The organism is Methylorubrum salsuginis (assembly GCF_900114375.1).
Lineage (GTDB): Bacteria > Pseudomonadota > Alphaproteobacteria > Rhizobiales > Beijerinckiaceae > Methylobacterium > Methylobacterium salsuginis.
This window is the reverse complement of sequence record NZ_FOSV01000007.1, coordinates 126121-150828: the sequence shown is the minus strand read 5'-3', so window position 1 is coordinate 150828 and position 24708 is coordinate 126121. Positions and strand designations below refer to the sequence as shown.

23 protein-coding genes are annotated in these 24708 nt (G+C 70.3%); 11 read left to right on the top strand and 12 right to left on the bottom strand.

Annotated features, from left to right (window positions below; all coding sequences use genetic code 11):
• Positions 1-128 precede the first annotated feature (128 nt).
• Positions 129-2780 (top strand): MMPL family transporter, encoded by a 2652-nt coding sequence (locus BM140_RS11090; RefSeq protein ID WP_091945586.1) that lies wholly within the window; start codon positions 129-131, stop codon positions 2778-2780.
• Between the two features lie 88 nt (positions 2781-2868).
• Here BM140_RS11090 and BM140_RS11085 read toward each other — a convergent pair whose 3' ends face one another.
• The 6 genes from BM140_RS11085 to BM140_RS11060 form a co-directional block, all read right to left on the bottom strand.
• Positions 2869-3741 (bottom strand): YfdX family protein, encoded by an 873-nt coding sequence (locus BM140_RS11085; RefSeq protein WP_091945583.1) that lies wholly within the window; start codon positions 3739-3741, stop codon positions 2869-2871.
• Between the two features lie 465 nt (positions 3742-4206).
• Positions 4207-5046 carry a hopanoid biosynthesis-associated protein HpnK gene (hpnK, locus tag BM140_RS11080; RefSeq protein WP_091945742.1) on the bottom strand — a complete coding sequence of 280 codons (840 nt, stop codon included), beginning with the start codon at positions 5044-5046 and terminating at the stop codon, positions 4207-4209.
• Between the two features lie 127 nt (positions 5047-5173).
• The gene (hpnJ, locus tag BM140_RS11075) at positions 5174-6598 is read right to left on the bottom strand and encodes a hopanoid biosynthesis associated radical SAM protein HpnJ (RefSeq protein WP_091945580.1); all 1425 of its coding nucleotides are present in this window, start codon (positions 6596-6598) and stop codon (positions 5174-5176) included.
• Positions 6599-6655: 57 nt separating this feature from the next.
• Entirely contained in the window at positions 6656-7852 is a 1197-nt protein-coding gene (hpnI, locus tag BM140_RS11070; protein ID WP_091945578.1) for a bacteriohopanetetrol glucosamine biosynthesis glycosyltransferase HpnI, read from the bottom strand.
• A gap of 107 nt (positions 7853-7959) precedes the next feature.
• Positions 7960-8574: an MlaC/ttg2D family ABC transporter substrate-binding protein gene (locus BM140_RS11065; RefSeq protein WP_091945575.1), complete on the bottom strand. Its 615-nt coding sequence runs from the start codon at positions 8572-8574 to the stop codon at positions 7960-7962.
• Complete coding sequence (locus BM140_RS11060; RefSeq protein WP_091945572.1) at positions 8565-9731, bottom strand: HpnL family protein; 1167 nt, start codon at positions 9729-9731, stop codon at positions 8565-8567. Before BM140_RS11060 ends, BM140_RS11065 begins: the two co-directional genes overlap by 10 nt.
• A gap of 222 nt (positions 9732-9953) precedes the next feature.
• Here BM140_RS11060 and BM140_RS11055 point away from each other — a divergent pair, with 222 nt between their 5' ends.
• Together BM140_RS11055 and BM140_RS11050 are read left to right on the top strand one after the other, a co-directional pair.
• Positions 9954-11144 carry an amidinotransferase gene (locus BM140_RS11055; RefSeq protein WP_091945569.1) on the top strand — a complete coding sequence of 397 codons (1191 nt, stop codon included), beginning with the start codon at positions 9954-9956 and terminating at the stop codon, positions 11142-11144.
• Positions 11145-11468: 324 nt separating this feature from the next.
• On the top strand, positions 11469-11723 hold the full coding sequence (locus tag BM140_RS11050; protein ID WP_091945567.1) for a DUF6894 family protein: 255 nt from the start codon (positions 11469-11471) through the stop codon (positions 11721-11723).
• Between the two features lie 375 nt (positions 11724-12098).
• Here the strand turns inward: BM140_RS11050 and BM140_RS11040 are convergent, their stop codons facing one another.
• The 6 genes from BM140_RS11040 to BM140_RS11015 form a co-directional block, all read right to left on the bottom strand.
• A complete protein-coding gene (locus BM140_RS11040) occupies positions 12099-12311 on the bottom strand; it encodes a hypothetical protein (RefSeq protein ID WP_091945561.1) in 213 nt (70 codons plus the stop codon).
• A gap of 181 nt (positions 12312-12492) precedes the next feature.
• Positions 12493-13104 (bottom strand): glutathione S-transferase, encoded by a 612-nt coding sequence (locus tag BM140_RS11035; protein ID WP_091945557.1) that lies wholly within the window; start codon positions 13102-13104, stop codon positions 12493-12495.
• A gap of 34 nt (positions 13105-13138) precedes the next feature.
• Positions 13139-14290, bottom strand: coding sequence for a dienelactone hydrolase family protein (locus BM140_RS11030; RefSeq protein WP_091945739.1), 1152 nt, complete (start codon positions 14288-14290; stop codon positions 13139-13141).
• A 173-nt stretch (positions 14291-14463) separates the two neighbouring features.
• Positions 14464-14685, bottom strand: a complete 222-nt coding sequence (locus BM140_RS11025; RefSeq protein ID WP_091945554.1) for a hypothetical protein — start codon at positions 14683-14685, stop codon at positions 14464-14466.
• 79 nt (positions 14686-14764) lie between these two features.
• A complete protein-coding gene (locus tag BM140_RS11020; protein ID WP_091945551.1) occupies positions 14765-15613 on the bottom strand; it encodes a metallophosphoesterase in 849 nt (282 codons plus the stop codon).
• Positions 15614-15633: 20 nt separating this feature from the next.
• A complete protein-coding gene (locus tag BM140_RS11015; protein WP_091945548.1) occupies positions 15634-16242 on the bottom strand; it encodes a cation efflux transmembrane domain-containing protein in 609 nt (202 codons plus the stop codon).
• 200 nt (positions 16243-16442) lie between these two features.
• Here BM140_RS11015 and croR point away from each other — a divergent pair, with 200 nt between their 5' ends.
• The 8 genes from croR to BM140_RS10975 all read left to right on the top strand — a co-directional run bounded on the left by croR (position 16443) and on the right by BM140_RS10975 (position 24671).
• A complete protein-coding gene (croR, locus tag BM140_RS11010) occupies positions 16443-16919 on the top strand; it encodes a 3-hydroxybutyryl-CoA dehydratase (protein ID WP_091945545.1) in 477 nt (158 codons plus the stop codon).
• Positions 16920-16923: 4 nt separating this feature from the next.
• On the top strand, positions 16924-17736 hold the full coding sequence (locus BM140_RS11005) for a TrmH family RNA methyltransferase (protein WP_091945542.1): 813 nt from the start codon (positions 16924-16926) through the stop codon (positions 17734-17736).
• A 205-nt stretch (positions 17737-17941) separates the two neighbouring features.
• Positions 17942-19435, top strand: coding sequence for a helicase HerA domain-containing protein (locus BM140_RS11000; RefSeq protein WP_091945540.1), 1494 nt, complete (start codon positions 17942-17944; stop codon positions 19433-19435).
• A 118-nt stretch (positions 19436-19553) separates the two neighbouring features.
• A complete protein-coding gene (gene crtI, locus BM140_RS10995) occupies positions 19554-21143 on the top strand; it encodes a phytoene desaturase family protein (protein ID WP_091945537.1) in 1590 nt (529 codons plus the stop codon).
• Positions 21143-21565, top strand: a complete 423-nt coding sequence (locus BM140_RS10990) for a DUF2141 domain-containing protein (protein WP_091945534.1) — start codon at positions 21143-21145, stop codon at positions 21563-21565. Before crtI ends, BM140_RS10990 begins: the two co-directional genes overlap by 1 nt.
• Positions 21566-21573: 8 nt before the next feature.
• Complete coding sequence (locus BM140_RS10985; RefSeq protein ID WP_091945530.1) at positions 21574-22527, top strand: ABC transporter ATP-binding protein; 954 nt, start codon at positions 21574-21576, stop codon at positions 22525-22527.
• Entirely contained in the window at positions 22524-23723 is a 1200-nt protein-coding gene (locus BM140_RS10980; protein ID WP_091945528.1) for an ABC transporter permease, read from the top strand. The genes BM140_RS10985 and BM140_RS10980 overlap by 4 nt, the downstream gene beginning before the upstream one ends.
• A 105-nt stretch (positions 23724-23828) precedes the next feature.
• Positions 23829-24671 (top strand): type 1 glutamine amidotransferase, encoded by an 843-nt coding sequence (locus BM140_RS10975; protein ID WP_091945525.1) that lies wholly within the window; start codon positions 23829-23831, stop codon positions 24669-24671.
• The last annotated feature ends 37 nt before the right edge of the window (positions 24672-24708 follow it).

Sequence of the window (24708 nt, the reverse complement as noted above, 5' to 3'; positions counted from 1 at the left end):
CCGTTCCGAGGGCTCGTTCCAGGGCTCACGATCCGAATTCGATCCGGCAATGGCCGCCTGCCGGGATGCAGGACGCCTCCCGATGCGTTGCGGGACAGGCCGGATCGTCAGGGCAGGCAGGGTTCTACGTGATCGAACGTCTCGTCGCGTTTTCCGTCAGGCGCCGCTGGTTGGTTCTGGTCACGGCGGCGATCCTCACGGTCGCGGGCGTGGCGGCGGCCGCCCATCTGTTCCGCATCAACACCGATGTGGAGCGGCTGATCGATCCGAGCGTGCCGTGGCGCCAGGACGAGATCGCCTTCGAGAAGGCGTTCCCCCAGCGCACCAATCTCGTCGCCGCGGTGATCGACGGGGCGACGCCCGAGATCGCCGAGGAGGCCGCCGCCCGCTTCGCCGACGCCCTCAAGACCCACCGCTCGGAGATCGAGACGGTCTACCGCCCCGACGGCGGCCCGTTCTTCGACCGAAACGGCCTTCTGCTGATGTCGCAGCAGGAACTGGAGCAGACGACGCAGCGGCTGATCGAGCAGCAGGGCCTGCTCGGGCCGCTCGCCGCCGACCCGTCCTTACGCGGCGTGATGCGGGTGCTCTCGCTCGGCGTGAAGGGCGTGAAGAGCGGCGACGCCAAGATCGACGACCTGGCCCAGCCGATGACGCAGATCGACGACACCCTGCGCAAGGTGCTCGCGGGCGAGCGCGCCCGGATGTCGTGGCAGACGCTGCTGGCCGGCGGCAAGACCCAGGTCACGGACACCCGCAAGTTCGTGATGATCCAGCCGGTGCTCGACTACAACGCGCTGGAACCCGGCCGCGAGGCGACCCAGTTGATCCGCCGGATTGCCGCCGAGCAGAACATCGATTCCGCCCACGGCCTGCGCATCCGCCTGACCGGCCCGGTGGCGGTGGCCGACGACGAGTTCGCCACCCTCGCCGACGACGCCTTCCTCAATTACTCGCTGACCACCGCCGCGATTGTGCTGTTCCTGGCGCTCGCGCTCCACTCGGCGCCCCTCGTGGTCGCGGTGCTGATCACCACCTTTGCCGGCCTCGTCGTCACCGCGGCTTTGGGCCTCGCGATGGTGGGTGAGCTGAACCCGATCTCGGTGGCCTTCGCCGCCCTGTTCGTGGGGCTCGGCATCGATTTCGGCATCCAGTTCGCCGTGCGCTACCGCGCCGACCGCTACGAGACCGGCGATTGCGACACCGCGATCCGCGCCGCCTCGCGCGGCGTCGGCTGGTCGCTGACGCTCGCCGCGGTGTCGCTGCTCGCCGGCTTCTTCGCCTTCCTGCCCACCAAGTTCCGCGGCGTGTCCGAACTCGGCCTGATCGCCGGCGTCGGCATGATCGTCGCCTACCTGTTCTCGCTGACCCTGCTGCCGGCGCTGATCGCGGTGTTCAACCCGCGCGGCGAGAAGCGGGCGGTCGAGACCACGTGGATGGCCGGCGTCGACCACTGGATCATCGAGCACCGCAAATGGGTGCTGATCTTCGTCGGCCTCATCACGGTCGCCGGCATCCCGCTGCTGCTGAAGCTGCCGTTCGATTCCAACCCGATGCACCTGCGCAGCCCGAAGGTGGAGTCGATCGCGACCTATCTCGATCTGATCAAGGACCCGGCGACGAGCCCCAACACCATCGACGTGCTGGCGCCCGACGTCGCCGCCGTGCCGGCGCTCAGCCAGCGGCTCCTGAAGCTCGACACGGTGGCGGAGGTCCACTCGATCGACACCTTCGTGCCGCGCGACCAGGACCAGAAGCTCGCCACCATCCAGGAGACGGCGCAGCTGCTCGCGCCCGCGCTCAACCCGTCGCGCCGCCCGCCGCCGCCGACCGACGCCGACAACGTGAAGGCCCTGCGCGAGACCGCAGCGGCGCTCAAGACCATCGCGGGCGGCTCCGAGCCCGGCAACAAGGCCGCCGATCGGCTCTCGGCCACCCTGGAGACCCTCGCCTCGGCCCCGGCCGAGAAGCGCGAGGCCGCGAGCGTGGCGCTCACCACCGATCTCAAGACGCTGATGAGCCGCCTCTCCGGCCTGCTCGATCCGAAGAAGATCACGCTGGACAACCTGCCCAAGCAGCTCAAGGCCGAGTGGGTGACCGCCGACGGCCGCGCCCGCATCGAGGTGCATCCCAAGGGCGATTCGAACAACGACGAGGTGCTGCGCCGCTTCGCCAAGGAGGTGCAGACGGTCGATCCGCACGCCACCGGCGCGCCGATCGCCACGACGGAATCGAGCTACACGATCCTCGGCGCCTTCGTGCAGGCGGGCATCACCGCGCTCGTGCTGATCTTCATCATCCTCTCGGTGGCTCTGCGCAAACCCTGGGACGTGGCGATGACGCTCGGGCCGTTGGTGCTGGCGACGTTGTGGACCCTGATGGCGCTCAAGGTCATCGGCATGCCGCTGAACTTCGCCAACATCATCGCCCTGCCGCTGATGCTCGCGGTCGGCGTCGCCTTCCACATCTACTACGTGATCGCGTGGCGGGCGGGCGTCGTCGACATGCTGGCCTCCAGCCTGACGCGGGCGATCTTCTTCTCCGCGCTGACCACCGGCACCGCCTTCGGCTCGCTGATGCTGTCGAGCCATCCGGGCACGGCGAGCATGGGCGAACTGCTTGCCCTGTCGCTGTTCTTCACCCTGCTGGCGGCCTTCTTCGTGGTGCCGGCCTTCCTCGGCCCTCCGCCGAAGCAGCCCGACGCCAACCGCCCCGAAGGCGACGCGGCGGCCCTCCCGCCCGGCGGCACCGTCGCCCGCGAGACGGCGGCGGTGAAGTAGGCTTTTCCCGAAACGCCGACGCGTCCGAACGAAGAAGCCCGAAGGCCGATGAGGCCTTCGGGCTTCTTCGTTCAGGCCGGCGCGGCGCTTACGAGGGCGCCTTGCCCGTATTCGGGGCAGGCTGAGTCGTTGCGGCCCTAGCGTTGTCCGGGGTCGCGTGCGAGCCGGTGGCGGCCGGACCCGTGTCGGACGGGGCCGCCATGGCCTGAGCCTTCCGGTCGTGCTGCGCCGCCTCCGCTTTCGCCGGCAGGGCCTTCTGGTTCGCCGCGAGCTTGTCCGGCACCATCACGATGTCGGCGACGTCGAAGCGCATCCGGCCCTCGGCCTGCTTCAGGACGGCGTTGGCCTCGTAGTACTTGCCCTGCTCGATCAGCCCGGCTGCGCGATGCACGTCCTCGGTCGTCTTGGCGAGCGGCAGGACGGCGACTGTGGTGTTCACGTCGACGCCGGCGAGCCGCAGCTTCTCGGCGGCCCCCTTCTGGTCGCCGGCCTTCAGGCTCCGGTTGGCCTCGGCGATGGCGGCATTCTTCTGCGGCGTCGCCACGAAGTCCTCGCCCAGCGTCATCTGGCTGTCGACCGGCAGCCACGCCACGGCCTTGGTGTCGGCCTGCTCCGGCGCCTTGGCGCCCGCCGGTTGCTTCAGCGCGGCCTCGGCCTTGGTGAAGACGGCGTCGTCGGTTCCGGCCTTGTCCAGCGCGGTTCGCGCTCGCTCGATCAGCGTCTTGGCCTGGGCCGGGTTGGCCTCGAACAGGGCGAGCCGGGTGCTGCCGATGTCGCGCAGGGCCGCCGCGCCGTCGGCGGAGAGCTTGATGACGTCCCGATCCACCGCCTTCTGGGCCGGCGTTTCGGTGAGGGGGGCCTGGGCGGCGGCGGGCGGAGCGGTGTGCTCGGCCGCAAAAGCCGCTCCGCCCAGGGCGGTGGTGGCGACGAGGATGCTGGCAAGGAGCGTGTGACGTTTCATGACCGGATCTCCTGATGAGAGCCTGTCCGGCTTCGGCGGTCCAACTTCGTGATCGTCGGCCTCGGCTCTGTGGGAAGAACGTCGCTCCCCGGCCGGTGTTGCGTGAACTTTACGTAATGAACCAGACATTGTTTGTTTAGGGATGGATTAATAAGAATATTAAGGTGGATCGGTCTGACTTTGTCCCAGTGAGACCTTGTCGCGCTCCGGCGCTCGCTCCGGCTTGCAGGACGTGGGCGTCCCGCTGCGCCCTCCGTTCCGATCGTTCCCCGATGCCGAACATGTCCGGGGCAACGGTGAACTTCCTTGTGCCGGAGGCAAGGTAGTTAGGCTTTTAAACACCTGTGATATTGATGTGGCGACAGCGATATCAATTAAAATCAGTAAAATATTGCAGATTCGGTTGTGTTTTGTAGGGGGGCTTGAAGTTGGGCGCGGCCGCGTCCGATGTGGCCGTCTTGCACTTCAGCCGAAGTCGCTGAAGCCGCCGCGGGTGATGTCCGGCCCGGCCGCGAGGGCCACGGATTCAGCGGCGACGAGGGCGTCGCGCTCGGCGGCGTAGGCGTAGCCCGGGGCCTCGCCGGGGAAGCCGCCCGCCGTGGCGGGGTGGGTGTAGAGCTCGGTCAGACCATCCGGCAGGTGGCGCAGGAGGCCGGCGACGCGGGCCGGCGTCATCGCGCCGGACCAGGCGAGGCCGAGCGTGCGGTCGGGGATGAGCAGGCCGGCTTGGCGGGCGCGCACAGCCAGCAGCGCCGACCAGGGGGCGATGTCGAGGGCGGGCCGGGGCCGAGCGCCGGGCTCGGCGCGGCGCAGCAGGTCGCGGGGCTCGCGCGGGACGCGCAGCGCCCGCATGCCGTAACGGCTGCCGATGGAGAGCACCGCGCCCGCGATGAGCGGGTGGACGTGGAAGTGCTTGTGGGCGTTGACGTGATCGAGGGGGAGGCCCGTCGCCCGGTAGGCCTCGAACTGCGCGGTGATCTCGGCGGCGAGCTGACGGCGTGCGGCGGGTTTCGCGGCGAGGTCGAAGCCCAGGCGACCCATATCGGCGCGCATCAGGCCCTTGGCATCGGTGAGATCGGGGAGCTGCGCGGGCGGCAAGGTCGGCCATGCCTCGACCAGCACGAGGTGGAGGCCGACCCGGAGCGAGGGGATACGCCGGGCGCGCTCGATGGCGTCGGCAGCGGCGGGGGCGGAGACCATGAGGCTCGCGGCGGTGAGGATGCCGTCGCGGTGCGCCTGCTCGACGGCCTCGTTGACCTCGCGGCTCAGGCCGAAATCGTCGGCGGTGACGACCAATCGCTTCAAGCGCAACTCCCGTATCGGGTGTCGAGAGGGCAAGCCCTCTCGCGGGTCCAGGGCGGCGCCCTGGAAACGAAGAAGGCCGGGCTCGCGGCCCGGCCTTCTTCGTTTCTCGAACGCCTCGCAGCAAGCGTTACGCGGCAGCCTTGCGATCCCGCAGGAAGTGCCAGAACTCGACGCCCTCGCGCAGGCGGCGCTTCATCATGTCGGGCGAGCGGACCATCTCGCTGACGATGGAGGCGATCTTCGGGGCGCGGAAGTAGATCTTCTTGTAGAACTCGTCGACCGCCGAGAAGATCTCGTTGTGCGACAGGTGGGGATAGTGGAGCGGCGCGATCTGGACGCCGTTCTCATCGACCAGCTCGGCGTTCTCGACATCGAGCCAGCCGTTCTCGACCGCCTGCTTGTAGAGGAAGGTGCCCGGATAGGGCGCGGCCAGCGACACCTGGATGGTGTGCGGGTTGATGCGCTTGGCAAACGCGATCGTTTCCTGGATCGTCTCCTTGGTCTCGCCGGGCAGGCCGACGATGAAGGTGCCGTGGATGGCGATGCCGAGGTCGTGGCAGTCCTTGGTGAACTTTTCCGCCACCTCGACGCGCATGCCCTTCTTGATGTTGTTGAGGATCTTCTGGTTGCCGGACTCGTAGCCGACGAGGAGGAGCCGCAGGCCGTTCTCCTTGAGGACCTTCAGGGTCTCGCGCGGCACGTTGGCCTTGGCGTTGCACGACCACGTCACGCCGAGCTTGCCCAGTTCACGGGCGATCTCTTCGGCACGCGGCAGGTTGTCCGTGAAGGTGTCGTCGTCGAAGAAGAATTCCTTGGTCTGGGGGAATTCCTTGAGGCAGTACTTGATCTCCTCGATCACGTGGGCGACCGAGCGGGTGCGGTAGGTGTGGCCGCCGACGGTCTGCGGCCAGAGGCAGAAGGTGCAGCGGCTCTTGCAGCCGCGGCCCGAGTAGAACGAGATGTAGGGGTGCTTGAGGTACCCGATGAAGTACTTCTCCATCTCGAGGTCGCGCTTGTAGACGCTCGTGACGAAGGGCAGCTGGTCCATGTCCGTCATGATCTCGCGGTCCTCGTTGTGGACCACGACACCGTTTTCGTCGCGATAGGACAGGCCCTTGATCTGGGCCATCGGCACGCCCTCGGCGACTTCCTTGACGGTGAAGTCGAACTCGTTGCGGGCGACGAAGTCGACCACCGGGGCCTGGGCCATCGAGCCGGCGGCATCGACCGCGACCTTGGCGCCGATCAGGCCGGCGATGAGCTTCGGGTTGGCCTTCTTCAGCGCCTCGATGCACTTCACGTCCGACTTGAAGGACGGGACAGAGGTGTGGAGCACCACGAGGTCGAAATCCTTGGCCTGGGCCACGACTTCGTCGAGCTTGATGTTGTGGGGCGGGGCGTCGATCAGCTTGGAGTTCGGCACCAGGGCGGCCGGCTGGGCCAGCCAGGTCGGGTACCAGAACGACTTGATCTCGCGCTTGGCCTGGTAACGGGAGCCCGCGCCGCCGTCGAAGCCGTCGAAGGTGGGGGCCTGCAGGAAGAGCGTGCGCATGGGGTTCAAGGCCTCAAGGCTCGGGCGTTGAGCAATAACGGTGAGTTTGAGCGAAGCTCAGACGGAGGTGGCGCCGGTCTCGTGACCGAGGCCGTGTTCCGGGATCAGCGTACCGTCCGCAACCACACGGTAATCGTGACCTTTCCATGTCACCGCACCCGAGACGAAGCTCCAGGTGAAGTTGATGAAGGACAGCATGTCACGTATCGGCAACAGCCAGTAGGCGTGGGGGGCGAGGCCGAAGGCGCGCTCGATGCGCAGGCAGAGCAGGACGCGGCAGGCGAGCGCGAGCGCGGCCACGGCGAGCGCGGCGTTGCCGGCGCCCGGCATCAGGGCGGCGACGAGCGCCAGCGGGAAGGCGTGGGTGACGAAGGAGCCGGCATAGCCCGCGGGATCGACGTTGCGGATGGTGCGGTTCCAGCGCAGCTCGTGCCGCCACAGGCCGGACAGCTCGGTATCGACGCAGGCATGCCCGATGGTGAAGGTCGGGATCGCGACCGTGCCGCCGTCGCGGCGCAGGGCCTCGCCGATCATGTAGTCGTCGGCGAGATCGTCCTTGAAGGCGCGAAAGCCCCCGATCCGCTCCAGCGATTCGCGGGTCATGGCGATGGTCGAGCCGAAGCAGGGCTTGGCGAGGCCGAGGCTGGTGCCGACGAGAACGTTGGGGACGAACTGCACGTCGATGGCCAGTGCCGAGAGCTGGGCGCAGAGACCCCGCTCCGCCGGCTCGCCGTGATAGAGGCAGGTGACGCCGGTCACGCCCGGGCGCGACAGCTCGGCGACGACGCGCTCGAGATAGTCCGGCCGCACCGACATATCGCTGTCGGCCAGCACCACGGTTTCGTGGGCGATCAGGCTCGACATGTTGATGAGGTTGGAGACCTTGCGGTTCGAGCCGTGCTGGCTCGCATCGATCACCAGATCGAGGCGCAGGGCCGGATAGGCCGCGCGCAGGCGCTCGACGATCGCGATCGCCGGGTCGGCGGCGTTCTGGACGCCGAACACGATCTGGACCGGGCCGGCATAGCTCTGGCGGCAGAAGGTCTCGAGATTCTCGAAAAGGTCCGGCTCGATGCCGCAGAGCGGCTTGAGGATGCTGACGCCGGGGCGCGGGGCGTCGGCGGGCAGCGCCGGCGCCTCGCGGGCGGCGAAGCGGCCGGCGAGCACGGCGGCGAGCAGCGCGTAGAGGCAACCGGCCAGCGCCGGCACGAGGAAGAGCGACGAGATCCAGGCCGTCATCTCGGTCAGGTCCATGGCGCGCCGTCGCTCTTGTCTTTGTTGTCGGGCCGCCGGAGCGGAGTTTTTGGGGATTGAGCCGCGAGGCTCGGTCTCCGGCGGGCGCCGGCTTGACGTGCTGCCGGTTACTTCGCACCCTTGGCCAGCATGCCGTCCGTGCGCTCGCGCATGAACTTCACGAGGCCCTCGGCGCCGCCGGTCTTGAGCGGCTCGGCGAAGCCCGCCCGCATGGAGGCGACTTCGCTGACATTGCCGTTGAGGAGCACGTCCTGCACGCGGTTGTCGGCGTTGACGACGTAATCGACGTCCGAATCGTCGCCGTCCTTGTTGGAGACGCGCGTCGCGACGATGCGGTTGGGACCGCGGACCTCGCTCTGCGGCTTGATCTCGAACTTGCCGCCCGCGGCCTGGGAGAGGCGGTTGGCGTAGAGGGTGACGAAGTACTTGCCGAACGCCTCGGTCAGCGCCGCCTGCTGCTCCGGCTTGAAGGTCTTCCACTTCGGGCCGACGGCGGTCGCCACCATGGCGTTGGTGTCGAAGGTCGCGGCGAGCGTGTCGCCGACGGTGGCCAGCCGGGTCTTGAGGTCGCCCGCGCCGTTCTTCAGCGCTTCCTCGAACTTGGCGTAGAGCTTGGTGATCGGCGCGACGGCGGGGTCCTCGGCGGCCCGCAGGTCGCGCGGCGCTCCCGCAAGGGCGAAGACCGCGACGGCGGCGAGAAGGGTGCGGCGGTTCAGGCGCACTTCTGGAAGGCTCCGGGCTCGTTGTCGGGGGCGAGGACGGCCGGACGGCCGGCGGGGAAGCCGTAGGCGGTCGCCCGTGGCGCGGCAAGGGGAGCCGCGAGCGGGGCCGGCAACGGGCTCGAATGCGCGGCGTCCCGCGGGCGGCGGCCGAGCCGAGTCCGGATCGCGGCGAGCCCGGTGCTCACGGCGTCGGTCGGGGCGGCTTCCGTTCCGCGTTCCATCCCATGCCAGAGGGCGAGGCTCGGCAGGCCGACCGCCAGGTCGGCGACGCGCTTGACGAGGGAGAGGGCGAGCGCGGCTTCCGCCGGAATCCCGAACAGGGCGCAGAGCGCGATCAGCCCGCCCTCCTGCGCGCCGATGGCGCCGGGGACAACGAAGGCGGCGCCGCGCACAGCCTGGGCGAGGCTCTCGATCACCAGCGCCTCGACGAAGGTGACGGGGTGGCCCATGGCGTTGAGCGCGACCCAGACCTCCAGCGTGCCGATGATCCAGCCGACGAGGTGGATCAGGATCGCGGCGCCGACGCGGGCGTGGTTGGCGTAGAGGCGGCGCAGGTTGTCGTAGAGCACGTCGATGGCGCCCAGCGCCCGCCACTCGCGGGCGGCGGCGAAGCGCGAGAGCGCGCCCTCGATCAGGCGGTGCCCACTCCGGCGTTGGATCACGTAGAAGGCGGCGAGCGCCGGGATCGCGACGACGACGCCGCCGGCCACCGTGCGCACCACCGGCCCGTCGCCGGTGAAATGGATGAGGAGGGCGAGGCCGGCCACCGTGAACAGGAGCTGGGTCAGCGCCTGGGTCATCAGATCGACGAACATGCTGGCGCCGGCCATGCCGCCGGGGGTGCCGCGTCGCGTCAGCAGCCGGGCGCCGATCAGGTCGCCGCCGACCTGGGCCACGGGCAGCAGCGTGTTGATGCCCTCGCGGACGAAACGGAGCTGGATGCAGTCGCGGAGCGTCGGCCCGGCGCCGCGGGGGAACACGACGTGCCAGCCGAACCCCGCCCAGGCGACCGCGACGAAGCGGGCGACGACCACGGCGAGCGCGCCCCAGCCCGCACCGACGAGGGCGCCGGCGACATCCGTCACGCCGGAGGACAGGAACAGCGCGAGCGCCGTGACCAGTCCTGCGATCGACGCCAGTGTGGTAAGACGCTTCATCAGCCTCTTTCGACCTTCGCGGATCTTCGTCGAGGGGCTTGTGTTGTCGAAATCCCACCGCGCCCGGACTTCGAAAGCGTGGCGGCAGCGGGAAGGGTCTGGGCAGGTTGCAGCTTTACCCTGCCCTGTCTATCACCCGATTGACACACCGGGGAGCAAAGCGGCGCCCGCGGTGGACATCAGCGACGATTGTCGCCGGACGCCGCTTCTATGGAGCCGAGAATGGATCGCGAGCCGCAGATCACGGCGGAATCCGCCCTGATCGACGACCCGTCGACGCGGGGCTATGCCGGTCAGAACGCGCAGGGTGGTGTGCAAGGTGGTGTTCCGGCCCCCCGCAGCCCGGTGATGGCCTGGAACGAGTGGGACCCGCTGGAGGAAGTGATCGTCGGCTCGCTCGACGGCGCCACGATCCCGACCCACCACCTCACCGTGATCTTCAACCTGCCGCGGGCGGCCCAGCCGTTCTACCGCTTCGCCTCCGGCTGGAAATACCCGAAGTTCATGAAGAAGCTGGCTCAACAGGAGCTGGACAACTTCATCAACATCCTGGCGGGCGAAGGCGTGAAGGTGCGCCGCCCCGACACGGTCGACTTCTCGAAGAAGTTCAAGGCGCCGCGCTGGACCTCGCGGGGCTTCTGCGTCGCCTGCCCGCGCGACCCGTACCTCGTCATCGGCGACGAGATCATCGAGAGCCCGATGTGCTGGCGCTCGCGCTACTTCGAGGGCGACGCCTACCGCTCGCTCTTCAAGGAGTATTTCCGCGCCGGCGCGCGCTGGACCTCGGCGCCGCGTCCGCAGCTGACCGACGACCTCTACAACTACGACTACCGGGTGCCGAACCTGAAGGCCGGCGAGCCGATGCAGTTCACGGTCAACGAGTTCGAGCCGGTGTTCGACGCCGCCGACTTCGTGCGCTGCGGCCGCGACCTGTTCGTGACGCGCTCGAACGTGACCAACCTGATGGGCATCGAGTGGCTGCGCCGCCATCTCGGCCCCGGCTTCCGCATCCACGAGATCGAGAGCCGCTGCCCGCAGCCGATGCACATCGATTCGTCGTTCATGCCGCTGGCGCCGGGCAAGGTGCTGGTCAATCCCGACTACATCGACGTCGAGAAGCTGCCGGCCGTGCTCAAGAAGTGGGACGTGCTGATCGCGCCGCGCCCCGACCCCGTCTCGGGCTTCATGAGCAAGATCTCGATGTGCTCGCCCTGGACCTCGATCAACGTGCTCGCCATCGACGAGAAGAAGATCGTCGTCGATCAGAGCCAGCCGACCCTGATCAAGGCGCTGAAGGACTGGGGCTTCGACCCGATCCCGGCGCCGTTCCTCAGCTACGGCCCGTTCGGCGGTTCGTTCCACTGCGCCACGCTCGACGTGCGCCGTCGCGGCGTGCTGAAGTCTTACTTTTAGAGCATCGGCCCGAAAGGTGGGGACCGGCTTTCGGAAGAAAGCCGATGCGGCACGATAACGGAGAGCATCGTCCCGGATCCGATATCCGGGACGATGCTTTAGCCGCTCGCCTCGCGGCGCGAACGGTCGCGAAAGGCGTGTCCCGGAAGCGGGGCACGCCTTTTTCGTCGGCTCGGTGGACGAGGGGGCCGACCCATCAAAGGTGACAGCGGATCGGCGGACGGTTCTGTACGATAGAGGACAATCGCAGGATCAAGGCTCGGCATGCCTGTGAGTGAGAGCCTGCGCGCTCCCGCCTCAGACGCTCCGGGATCCTTGCGCGCGATGCCGCGATACCATTTCCACATTCATGACGGCCGCTCGATCATCGACACGGACGGGATCGAACTCGCCGACGTCGCCCAGGCGCGGCGCATGGCGGTCCGGCTCACCGGGCAGTTCTTCGAGGACGAGGCCGACCTCGTCTCGCTGGGCGAGGAATGGCGCATGGAGGTCACCGACGCTCAGGGCCTGATCCTGTTCCGGCTCGACTTCGTGGTGACGCGTGCCGCCGCGGTCGGCGGCTCCGTCAGGACATAGGTCGTCGGGACTGTTCGGCGTCAGGGCATCCAGAGCCCGAGCCGGCGCCGCTCGATCCGCCTGCGCAACGGCAGCTTGGACCTGAAGGAAGCGAGGGATTGCGGGATGCCCTCCCGGTCCGAGATCCGGATGTCCGAACATCCATCCTCGGCCCAATCGTCGGCGAGGCATATGGCGCTCGCCGGATTGCAACGGGTCGCCGTTCGCGGCATCCCGTGCAGGGCGGCGGAGATCGTGAAAGGCATGGCTTGATCTGACATTTCGGAACCTCACAGGTTCGTGAATGTCTTGAAGGAACGTGCCGGGAGCCCGCTTGTGCCGGGAAAAATGTAACTTTCCGTACATTTCTCTCGGGGGCCCGAACCGGCGTCGCGGTCACTCCCTGTCGAGGGCGCCGCGGGGCCGAACCGCCCGGCGGTAGGCGGCGCCAGCCAGGACCAGGGCGCCGCCATATTGCAGGAACCCGCCCTCCGCGAAGCCATCCGGCGCGAGATGCGCCTGGAGGGCCAGGCGGGTCAGGGCGTTGAGGGCCAGCAGCGCGAGGCAGAACAGGGCGGAGGCGAACAGGGCGGCGACGAAATCGGGCATGACGAAGCGTCCGGCGAGAGCCGGCAAAGCTTAGCAAGGGCCGGGCCGGATTCGCCGTTGCCGCCGCGCATCACCCCGCCTTTGAGCATCGGCCCGAAAGGTGGGAACCGGCTTTCGGACAAAGCCGATGCGGCACAATCACGGAGAGGGTCGTCCTGGATCCGATATCCAGAACGATCCTCTAGCCTGCGGGCGGGCGGGTCGCCACCATCGAGGGGCGCTCTTCGAAGGTCGCGAACCATGCGGCCAGTTCCGGGGCGTCGTCGCGCCACGCGATGTCGGAGAAGCGCAGGTCGAGGTAGCCGAGCGCGCAGGCCAGCGCGATGGTGCCGATGTCGACGCGCCCGCCCAGCTCCCCGGCCCGCTCCTCGAACCACGCCAAGGTGGTCTCGATCTTGGCGCTCTGGCCCTTGATCCAGGCGGCGGAGCGCTCGGATTCCGGCCGGGCGGTCAGCTCGTAGCGGATCAGCAGGGCGGCATCGAGCACGCCGTCGGCAGCCGATTGCTCGTTGAGCGCCCGCCAGCGCGCCGCGCCCTCGCGGGGAAACAGGCTGCCGTCGGCGAACGCGTCGAGATACTCGCAGATCACCCGGCTGTCGGCGAGCGCCCGGCCCTCGTCGTCGATCAGCGTCGGCACCTGGGCGAGCGGATGCTGCGCCAGCACCGAGCGGTCACGCTCGACCGGATGGACCTTGCTCGGCAGCAACTCGATGCGCTCGGCCACCCTGAGTTCGTGGGCGACCACCATCACCTTCCGGACGAAGGGCGAGGAGTGCGAGTGGAACAGCTTCATCGGCAACCAGGAACTCGTTTGCGATAGGAATGGATCAGCGCCGCGCGGCGGCGTCGGGGCTCGGGGGCGCGTGGGGTTTGGGCACCTCGACGCCGAGGCGCTTCACCGGCCAGCCGTCGCTCCAGCGCTGCATGTCGCTGAAGGCCGGGTTGGCCTTGAGGCTGGCGGCGTCCTTGCCCGTGAAGGCGGCGGCCGCCGCCATGTCGAAGCTGCGCCAGAAGGCCAGGAAGTCGAGGCTGTCGGCGCGCGCGTTGTTGATCTGCGCGACGAGCTGGGTTTGTTCGCCCGACAGCGCCATGTCGGCCGACCAGCGGAACGGCGGCGGCTTCTCGCCGGGCGGGTCCGGGGGCAGTTTGATCGCCCCCGAATCGTAGGCCGCGTCGAGCCCCGCGGGCGCCGCGAGGGTCGCGGTGAGCGCCGGGAAGCCGTGATCGTCCGAGAGCGCCCGCACGAACAGCTTGCGCTCCGAGGGCACGGAGGTCGCGTCGCGTAAGATCTTTCGGGCGGCGGCGTCGGCGGCCCGTGCATCCTTGTCGCCGATCATCGTGACCAGCATCGTGCCGGGATCGATGGTGTTCAGCTCCCCCAGCGGGATGCCGCGGGACTTGGCGTCCCGGGCGATGCCGCCGGGCATCACCGCGAAGACCAGTTTCGGGGCGGGCAGGCCGTTCTGCGCGGCCTCGGCCGCGATGTGGGCGGCGAGCGGCGCGCCGGCCAGATGGCCGATCAGGGCGATCCGGCCGGTGTCGGGCTTGGCATCCGCATCGTTGGCGAGGTCGGCGAGCGCGGATTTCACGAGGCGCGCCGCGATGGCCGGGGCATCGGAGGGCTTTGTGCGGTTCACCTCCTGGAAGCGGGGGAACAGCACCAGCCAGTCGTTGCGGGCGAGATGATCGATCCAGGCGCCGTAGGCCTGCGGATTGGGCGCGCCCCAGGCATGGAGAAACACCGCCACCGGCCGTCCGCCCGAGGGGGCGGGACCGGCCTTGTGGAACACGAAGGAGGCGGCGCTCGCCTTGCCGACCGCCCGCTTGGCGATCGTCGCGGTTTTGTCGCCGACCCCGCCCGGCCCCTCCGCTGGTTGCGCCGGCGGCGTGGCGGCCTGCGCCGGCGCGGCGGCGAGGGCAGCCAGCAGCCCGAGAACGGCGGGCATGGCGGCAAGGCCGGAACCGGACTTCGGGCGCATCTCACTCTCGAACGGCACGATCGGATCGGCCACACGGGGCCGTGAGCGCCTGAATAGCAGATTCTTTGTCGGAGGCGACCGATACCCCGATCGCTCGCGGAAGGAGCGGCCGTTTGGCCGGTCGCTCGAGGCCGGCAGCCGGACCGTCGCCGCGAGTGCTGGCCCTGCGAAACCTACTGCGCTTCCTTCACCCGGCGGCACTCGGTCTTGAGGTAGCTCGTCTTGCCGACCTCGTCGCGCAGATCGGTGCGGGCGATAATCTCCTGCCAGCCGTTGGTGCAGCCGAGTTCGTTGGCGACGCGCACCTTGCGCACCTCGCTCGCCCGGTCGTCGGTGCAGGCCTCCTGCGGCACGGAATTGGCGCAGACGAGGACGACGGCGATGAAGGCGTTCACGGGACGATCTCCGGGTTCCTGTCGTTGCGGCCTGCAAGAGCGGGCCGGAGAACCCTACGCGCGGAACGGCATCCGGGTTTCAGCCGACCTCGGCGATGACGTCGTCGCGAAACGTTTTCCCCTCGACCGGGTTGGCGATCCAGCGCGTGCGCCCGATCCGCATGTCGTGTCCCGCGTGGAAATGGCCCGAGAACCAGAGGTCGGGCCGCTCGCCTTCGGCAAGATCGTCGAGCACGGTCGTGGCGTAGAAGGCCGGCACCCACCAGGGCACGCCCGGCGCGTCGCGAAAGGCATCCGCCGCGAGCGGGCTCGGGGGATGGTGCGTGACCGCCACCGTCGGGCCGGCATGGGGCGCGCCGAGCCCTTCGAGGAAGGCCGCCTTCTCGGCCCTGTGCGCCGCCATGGCGTCTTCGGGCGACCACGCCGTCCGGTCCGCTTTCCGGATCGAGCCGCGGTATTCCCGCGAGCCGGTGACCGGATCGGTCATCCGCGCGGCGGCATAGGCGACCGGGTCGGCGGGGCGCTCGGGCGTGTCGGCGGTGAGCCAGCGGCCGGCGAGCGACCAGTCGCTCCACAGCGTCGTGCCGACGAAGCGCACGCCCTCGATCACCGTCGCCTGACCGCCCTGCAGCAGGTGGATGCGCGCCCCCTCCCCGTTGCGCGCGGCGACGGCGCGTTCGAGGGCGGCGAGCAGTTCCGGCGCGGTGCGCTCGTCCCCGGTCGGCGCGTAATGCTCGTGATTGCCCGGCACCAGCACGATCGGCCGGCCCTCGGCGAGCGCGACGAGGAAGTCCACGCCCCTCTCGGGATGGCCCTCGTGCAGGTCTCCGGCGCAGACCAGCACGTCGAAGGGCACGGTGGGCCGCGGGATCGCCTCGGGCCGGCGGCGTTCGAGGTGGAGGTCGGAGAGGGGGAAGAGGCGCAGCACGAAACGGTCCGTCGAAGAGGTCAGGCGCGAGGCTCGATCGCAGCGGCCTGCCGCTCGCGGCGGGCGGCCTTGAGGATGTCGAAGGCGGCATCCGCATTCAGCACGGCGATACCGAGGCCGGCGACGAGGTCGGGCCAAGGCGAGAGGGTCGCGGCGGTGATGAGGCCCGCCACGATGATCGCGATATTGGCGGCCACGTCGTTGCGGGCCGAGAGGTAGGCGGCCTTCGTCAGGCTGCCATGGCCGTCGCGGTGGCGGGCGAGCATCAGGGCGCAGGTGAGGTTGACCAGCAGCGCCCCCAGCCCGGTGAGTGTGAGGGGCAGGGGGGCGGGGGCGGAAAAGTCCGCGAATTTCTCGTAGGCCGCGTAAGCCGTGGCGAGGCCGGGCATGAGGATGATGAAGGCGAGGGCCGTGCCCAGCCGCGCCCGGTTGCGCAGGCTCCAGCCGAGGCCGGCGAAGATCAGCAGATTGATCGCCGCGTCTTCCATGAAGTCGAGGCTGTCGGCGATCAGCGCCACCGAGCCGATGGCCAGCGCCACCGTGATCTCGACCCCGAAATAGCCGAGGTTGAGCGCCGCCACGCGGGCGACGACCGGGCGCAAGGACGGCGTGGGGATCGGACGAGGCACGAGGCGGCTTCTCGTGGGCGACGGAAGGAGCCGCTGCTTGCCCCGGAGCCCGGCCGCTGTCGAGGGGGGCGAACCGGCGCGGGTGGCCTCCGCCATACGGGCATCTGGATTTGCGCCCGCAGCTGTGCGAGGCGAAAGCTTTGCCGCACGACCCGTCGCGCGGTTCTCCGGACCATGGCCGGACTTTGGGGAGGCTCCAGATGTTGCCCGAACTGCGCGTGCTCTATTTCGAGGATCTCGAAGTCGGGCTGACCGAGATCCTGATGAAGGAGATTTCCTCCTCCGACGTGGTGGGCTTCGCCGAGATCACCGGCGACCGCAACCCGATCCATCTCTCGGAGCACTTCGCCGCCCGCACCCCGTTCGGCACCCGCATCGCCCACGGTCTCTACACCGCCGGCCTGATCTCGGCGGTGCTCGGCACCCGCCTGCCGGGGCCGGGCGCGGTCTACATCTCGCAGACCCTGAATTTCCGCGCGCCGGTGCGCATCGGCGACACCGTTGAGGTGAAGGTCGAGGTGGCCGAGCTGATCCCCGAACGCCGCCGCGCCCGCCTGAAATGCACCTGCTCCGTCGGTGCCGAGGTCGTGCTCGACGGCGAGGCCCTGGTGAAAGTGCCCAAGAAGGAGGAGGCGGACCCGCTCGCCATGCGCATGGGCGGCGGCCGCCCGGCCTGAGCGTTTGCCCGCGCCGATTTCCCTCGACGATCCTGAGGATCCGCGCCTCGCGCCCTACCGCGCGATGCGCGAGCGCGATCTCGTGGGGCGCCAGGGCCGCTTCATCGTCGAGGGCGAGGTGACCCTGCGGCTGCTCTTTTCCGGAGGCGCGCGGTTCCGGGCCGAATCGGTGTTGCTGGCACCCGAGCGCTGGCCCGGTCTGGCGCCGTTCCTGCGAGATGACGATCTGCCGGTCTACCTCGCCGGCAAGGACGTGATGAGCGCGGTGACGGGCTTTCCGATCCACCGCGGCGTGCTGGCGGTGGGCCTGCGCGGCGCCGACCCTGCGCCGGACGCGCTGATCCCGCCGGCCCCTGCCCCGGCGCTCGTTCTCGGACTCGTCGGGCTGACCAACCACGACAATGTCGGCGGCCTGTTTCGCAACGCCGCCGCCTTCGGCGCCGACGCGGTGCTGCTCGACGCCGAAACCTGTGATCCGCTCTACCGCAAGGCGATCCGTGTCTCGGCCGGCGCGGCGCTGACCGTGCCCTTCGCCCGCGCGCCGAGCGGCACCGCCCTCATCGACCTCGCCGAGCGCCACGGCCTCACTCCGCTGGCGCTCACGCCCGGCGGGGCCGAGACGCTGGAGGCGTTGGAGCCCCCGCCCCGCGCGCTGCTACTGCTCGGCACCGAGGGGCCGGGCCTGCCGGAGAGCGTGATGGCCCGGGCGCGCCGCATCCGCATCGCCATGGCGCCGGGCTTCGATTCGCTGAATGTCGCCACCGCCGGGGCGATCGCGCTGCATCGGCTGGCGGCGGAGCGGCTGGCCGGCATCTGATACCAAGCAGCCCGGAACAGGACCGATGGTCCTGCTCCGTGCGTCCGGCGGACGCCCGCCGCCCCGCCGTCGCGGGGGCCATCGGCGATGCGTCAGGATCATCGCCGATGGGTATGACGCCGGCCTGTGGACGACCGCCCTCCCCTGGCGACCGATCGTTAAGCCGGCGTGTTAAGGGAGCGGGGCGCCGCCAGCGGGGAAGCGAATGGGCTACGAAATCGACCTGGGGCGGGCCGGCGACCGGCCGGCGGTGATGGACCTCACCGAACTGCTGGCCACCCGCCTGCTCGTCCAGGGCAATTCCGGCTCTGGCAAGTCGCACCTGCTGCGCCGCCTGCTGGAGCAGAGCGCCGGCCTCGTGCAGCAGGCGATCATCGACCCGGAAGGCGATTTCGTCACGCTCGCCGAGCGCTACGGCCATGTCGTGGTCGAGGCCGACGGCAACGAGAGCGAATTGCTGCGGATTGCCGCGCGCGTGCGCGAGCACCGGGTCTCGGTGGTGCTGTCGCTCGAAGGGCTCGATGCCGAGGACCAGATGCGGGCCGCCGCCGCCTTCCTCGGCGGGTTGTTCGATGCCGACCGCTCGCTCTGGTATCCGATGCTCGTCGTCGTGGACGAGGCCCAGCTCTTCGCCCCCGCCGCCGCCGGCGAGGTGTCCGACGAGGCCCGTCGCCTCTCGCTCGGCGCCATGACCAACCTGATGTGCCGCGGACGTAAGCGCGGTTTGGCCGGCATCATCGCCACGCAGCGGCTCGCCAAGCTCGCCAAGAACGTCGCGGCGGAAGCCTCGAACTTTTTGATGGGCCGCACCTTCCTCGACATCGACATGGCGCGGGCCGCCGACCTCTTGGGCCTCGACCGCCGCCAGGCCGAGATGTTCCGCGACCTCGCCCGCGGCCACTTCGTCGGCCTCGGGCCGGCGATCTCCAAGCGCCCGCTGCCGATCGCGGTCGGCGCGACCGAGACCGAGAGCCGCAATTCGGCGCCCGCCCTCTTGCCGCTGCCCGAGATGGGCGAGGCCGCCCGCGCCCTGATCCTCACCGCCGCGCCCGGCGAGGAAGCCAGACCCCTCCCCGCGCCGCGGCCCAAGCCCGCCCGGCCCGCGAGCCCCGACGTGCTGGTTCAGCTCGCGAGCTACCGCCCGCCTTTGCGCGAGGATTTTTCGGAAGCGGAACCCCTCGATCCGGCCGAACGCGAGGCCGCGATGGCCGAGGTTCTGGCCTCGGTGCTGGCCGATTCGGACGCCGCCGCCTGCACCCCGGCGACGCTCTATCAGGATTTCACCGTACGCTGCCGCATCCGCCGGATCGGCGGCGAGGCGATGAGCCTGTCCGAGTTCAAGCGCCGCCTCGCGGTGGCCCGCGCCGGTGTCGGCGGCGCCATCGCCGAGGGGCCGGAATGGGACCGGGCGCAAGCGATTGCCACAGGGCTGCCCGACGACCTTGCCGGACTGTTCCTGCTCATCGCCCGCACCGCCCTCGAGGGCGCGCCCTGCCCCTCCGATGCCTCGCTGGCCCAGGCCTACGGCACTTCCTCGGCGGGGCGCGCCCGGCGGATGCTGGCCTATCTGGAAGAGCGCGGCGCCATCGTGATGCGGCGCGACTTGCGCGGCTCGCCGATCATCGCCGTACCCGATCTCGACGCCGAGACCGGCCCCCAGATCGGCGCCGCCGCGGTGGTGCCGCTGCGCCGCCGTTAAGGCTTCCGGCGAGAACGCCTGAGGGCGAGACTGCGCGCGACAATCCGCACCTCTTGCCGGGCGCGCGGTTAAGGCCAAGATTGGCCGGCACACGGACCAGAATGGGAGCCTCGGGGCGTTGCTTCAGTCGCGGGAAGGTTTGCGGGCGCTCACCGGGCGCCGCGTCGTCGTCGTCGGGGCCGGCCCCGGCGGGCTCGCCTCCGCGCTGCTGCTGGCCAAGGCGGGGCTGCACGTCACGGTGATCGAGCGCGATTCCGTCGTCGGCGGGCGCACCAAGACCGTCGAGGCGCCGGGCGGCTACCGCTTCGACATCGGCCCGACCTTCTTCCTCTACCCGCAGATCCTGGCCGACATCTTCGAGTCCTGCGGCGAGCGGCTGGAGGACCACGTCAAGCTCGAACGCCTCGATCCGCAATACAACCTCGTCTTCGAGGGCGAGGACGGCATCTCGGGCCAGATCCGCGCCACCGGCGACGTGCCCCGGCTGAAGGAAGAGATCGCCCGCCTCGCGCCCGACGACGCCGAGAACGTGGAAAAGTTCTTCGCCGAGAACCGGACCAAGCTCGACTATTTCAAGCCGGTGCTGGAGCAGCCGTTCGACAACTTCCTGTCGATGGCGAGCCCGGCCATGCTGGCCGCCCTCCCCCATCTCCATCCCGGCCGTAGCGTCGACAAGGATCTGCGCCGCTACTTCGCCGACCCGCGCGTGCGCCTCGCCTTCTCGTTCCAGACCAAATATCTCGGGATGAGCCCGTTCCGCTGCCCGAGCCTGTTCACGATCCTCTCGTTCCTCGAATACGAGCACGGGGTGTATCACCCGGTCGGCGGCTGCGGCGCGGTCTCCGAGGCGATGGCGGGGTTGGCCCGCCGCATGGGCGTCGACATCCGCCTCAACACATCCGTCGAGCGGGTGCTGTTCGAGGGCAAGCGCGCCTGCGGCGTGGTCGTCGGCGGCGAAACGCTGAAGGCCGACGCGGTGATGATCAACGGCGACTTCGCCAAGACCATCCGCGACCTCGTGCCGGAGGAGCGGCGCCCGCGCTGGCGCGACGCCAAGATCGACAAGGCCCGCCTCTCCTGCTCGACCTTTATGCTCTATCTCGGCATCGAGGGGAAAATGCCCGAGAGCCTCGGGCATCACACGATCCTGTTGTCCAAGGAATACGAGCGCAACATCAACGAGATCACCGGCGGCATCCTGCCGATGCAGCCCTCGATCTACGTGCAGCATGCGGGCTTCACCGACGGCGGCATGGCGCCCCCCGGCCACACCGCCCTCTACGTGCTGGTGCCGGTGCCGAACCTCAAATCCGATGTCGATTGGGAGAGCGTCGGCCCGGCCTATCGCAAGCTGGTGCTGGAGCGGCTGAAGCTGCTCGGCCTGCACGACATCGAGGACCGCATCCGCTACGAGCGCGTCATCGATCCCCGCGGCTGGCAGGATGAGTTCGCGGTGCACGAAGGCGCGACCTTCAACCTCGCCCACGACCTGCTGCAGATGCTGTGGTTCCGCCCCCACAACCGTTTCGGGCCGGGGCTCTACCTCGTCGGCGGCGGCACGCATCCGGGCTCGGGCCTGCCGGTGATCTACGAGGGCGCGCGCATCTCCGCCCGCCTGCTGATCGAGGATCTGGCCCGCGAGAAGGCCCCCGCCATCCTGGCCGAGCTGCCCTCGACCTCGCCGCTCGCCACCGGCGAGCCGCATTGATGCGTGCGGCCGTCGTCCTGATCGCCGGGCTGGTGCTCGCCGGTCCGGCCTCCGCCGCGAGCGTGGAGGTGATCGTCGAGGGGGCCGAGCCGGGTGCCGGCGCGGTCTACGTCACCCTCTGCCAGGGCAGCCTGACGGAAGCCGGCTGCCGCCAGGGCCAGGACGCCCCGGCGCAGGGCGGCGCCCAGCGCTTCCTGTTCCGCGACGTGCCCGCCGGCACCTGGGCGGTGGCGGCGTTCCAGGACCTCGACGGTGACGGACGCCTCGGGCGGACACAGCTCGGCCTGCCGCTGGAGCCCTACGGCTTCTCCGGTGCCGTCGGGCGCCGCGCCCGGCCGGATTTTTCGCAAGCCGCCTTCACCCTCGCCGAGCCCGGCAGCGCCCTGCGGGTGCGCCTCGCCCGCGCCCTGCCCCGGCGCTGATCCACTCCGTGAACGTCCCACCGCCCCTCGTGCGCGTCGAGGGGGCCGCCCTCGCCTTCCGCGGCCGGCCGGCCCTGCGCGGCCTCGACCTCACCGTGGAGGCCGGCACGACCCTGGCCCTGCTCGGGCCGAACGGCGCCGGCAAGTCCACCCTGATCCGCCTGCTCGCCGGGCGGCTCGCGCCGGATTCCGGGGGCATTCGGGTGCGCGGCGGCGACCCGCACGGGGATCGCGCAGTACGCGGGCATATCGGCTACGTGCCGCAGGAAATCGCGCTCTACCCGCGCCTGAGCGTCTCCGAGAACCTCGACGTGTTCGCCCGCCTCGCCGGGCTGTCCCGCTCCGCCCGCCGCGAGGCGGTCCAATCGGTGCTCGCCCGCTGCGCCCTCGAAGCGGTGGCCGGGCGCCCGGTCGCCACGCTGTCGGGCGGCTATCAGCGCCGGGCCAACATCGCGGCGAGCCTGCTGGCCGCCCCCGATCTGATCCTGCTCGACGAGCCGACGCAGGGGGTCGACCTCGACGCCCGCGCCGCGATCCACGCGGTGCTGGCGGGGCTGCGCGCCGCGGGGGCGGGCGTCATCGTCAGCACTCACGATTTTACGGAAGCCGAGCGCCTCGCCGACCGCGTCGCCATCCTCAGCGAGGGCCGCCTGCGGCTGGAGGGCGATCTCGCCGCGCTGATGCGCCCGCTCGCCGCCGCGCCCCCGGAGCATGAGGCGGTGATGGAGGCGGCTCCCGGCCCGGCGGCGCAAAGCGCGCTGCGCGAAGCCGGCTTCGCTCCGGAAGCGGGCGATTCCCGGCTCTGGCGGGCCGACCACGGCGCCGCAGGTGGCCTCGACGGCGCGGCGCTTCTCGCGAGTCTGCGCGGACGGGGCGTGCCCGCCGCCGAGATCCGCGTGCGCCGCCCCGGCTTGGAAACCCTCTACCGCGACGCCCTCGGGGCATTGGAGGCGGCGGCGTGATCGCGGCGGCGTTCCGGGTGATGTGGCTCTCGCTGCTGCGCGACCGCGCGGCGCTGACGATGGCCTTCGTCCTACCGACCGTGATCTTTTCGATCTTCGCCGCGATCTTCTCCGGGGCGCTGGGCGACCGTGTCCGCATCCATCTGGGGCTCGCCGACCTCGCCCGGACCGCCACCACCCAGCGCCTCGCCGCAGTCCTGGAGGCCGAGCCGAGCCTGCGGGTCGAGCGCCTGCGCGCCGCCGATGTCGAAGGCGTGGTCGCGGCCGTCCGCCGGGGCGAGGTCGATGTCGCGCTCGTCCTGCGGGGCGAGCTCGCGGCGCAGAGCGGAAACGCGCCCGCCGACCAGCCGGTGATTCTGGTCGAGAGCCCGGCCCGTGCGCTGGCGAGCCCGATCGCGCTGGGACAGCTCCAGCGCGCGCTCAACGGCGCGCTGCCCGACGTGGTGCTCTCGCGCATCGTCGCCGACGTGGAGCGTTCGGGAAAGATCGGCGCCGACGAGCGCGCCTTCCTCGACGAGGCGTTTGCCGAGCAGCGCGCCAAGAAGGAGCCGTTCTCCTTCGCCAACCTCGTCGAGACGCGCTCGGCCGCCTCGGGGCGCGGCAACGAGCGCATCAGCTACTATGCCGGCGCCATCACCGCCGTGTTCCTGCTGTTCGCCGCGATGCAGGGCGCCCTCTCGCTGGTGGACGAGCGCGAGGGGGGGCTGGCCGACCGCCTCGCCGCCGGGCCCGGCGGGTTGCGGGTGATCGTGCTCGGCAAATTCCTGTTCCTGCTGCTGCAGGGCATCGTCCAGGCCGGGCTGATCTTCACGGCGGCCGCCCTGCTCCACGGCGTCGATGTCTCCGGTCACTGGCTCGGCTGGCTCGTCACCTCGGCGCTCGTCTCCGCCATGGCGGCCGGGCTGGCGCTCGCGGCCTGCGCCCTCTCCTCGACGCGCCAGCAGGCGCATCTCGCCGCCACCTTCGGCGTGCTGCTGCTCTCGGCGGTGGGCGGCAGCATGGTGCCGCGCTTCCTCATGCCCCCCTGGCTGCAACAGGCCGGCTGGCTCACCCCCAACGCCTGGGCGATCGAGGCTTACCAGACCGCGCTCGGCGAAGGCGCCGCCGCCGCGTGGCCGGCCTGGGCGGTGCTCGCCGGGCTGGCGGGGGCCGGGCTCGCGGCGGCGTTGGGGCTGGTGGGGCGGCGGACCCGCTGAGGCGGATCGTCCCGCGGCCCCCCGCCCCCGCGACCGGATCGGAAGAATCTGGCACAGCCCCGGTCCGGGCTTCGCCGCGCTCGGGTTCACCGCACCGAGGACGCGATGCCGCGCCTGCTGATTGCCGACGGGAACGACCGCGACGGCCGCGCCACGCGGCGCGACATGCTCGGCCGGACGACCGCCGAATCCTTCGCCGATGTCGTGACCGATCTCGCCCCGCACGCCGAGTGCGTGTTGATCGCGCCCGCCGACGCGGATTTTTGCCTGCCCGAGGGCCTCGGGCTGCACGAGGCCGACGGGTTGATCGTCACCGGCTCGACCCTGCGCCTGACCGAGGGCGGGCCCGCCGTCGAGCGCCAACTCGACCTAATGCGCGCGGCGTTCGCCGCCGGTCTGCCGATCTTCGGTTCGTGCTGGGGCATTCAGGTCGCCGCCGCGGTGGCGGGCGGCACGGTCGGCCCGAACCCGCGCGGGCCCGAATACGGCTTTGCCCGGCGCCTTGCGCCGACGCCTGAGGGCGCCGATCATCCCCTGCTCGCGGGGCGCGGGCCGGCCTGGGACGCGCCCGCCATCCACACCGACTCGGTGCTGGCGCCCCCGCCCGGCGCTCGCGTGCTCGCCGCCAACGCCGTGCTCGACGTGCAGGCCATCGAGATCCGCTACGACGCCGGTCTGTTCTGGGGCACGCAGTACCATCCCGAGGTCGATCCCGACGAACTCGCCGCCATGCTGACGCTCAGCGCCGAATCCGTGGTCGAGGCGGGGCTCGCCGCCGACGAGGCCGCGGTCGCGGCTTACGCCGACGAGGTGCGGGCGTTGGGCCAGGAGGATACGCCGGCCCGCAGCCGCCTCGCGTGGCGCCACGGTCTCGGACCCGATCTGCTCGATCCGGGCCGGCGCCGCCGGGAGATCGGTAATTTCCTGGCGCAGCTGTCCACACGTTGAGGGGTTTTCCGAGGGCAGCGCGACCGGGTGGCACGTT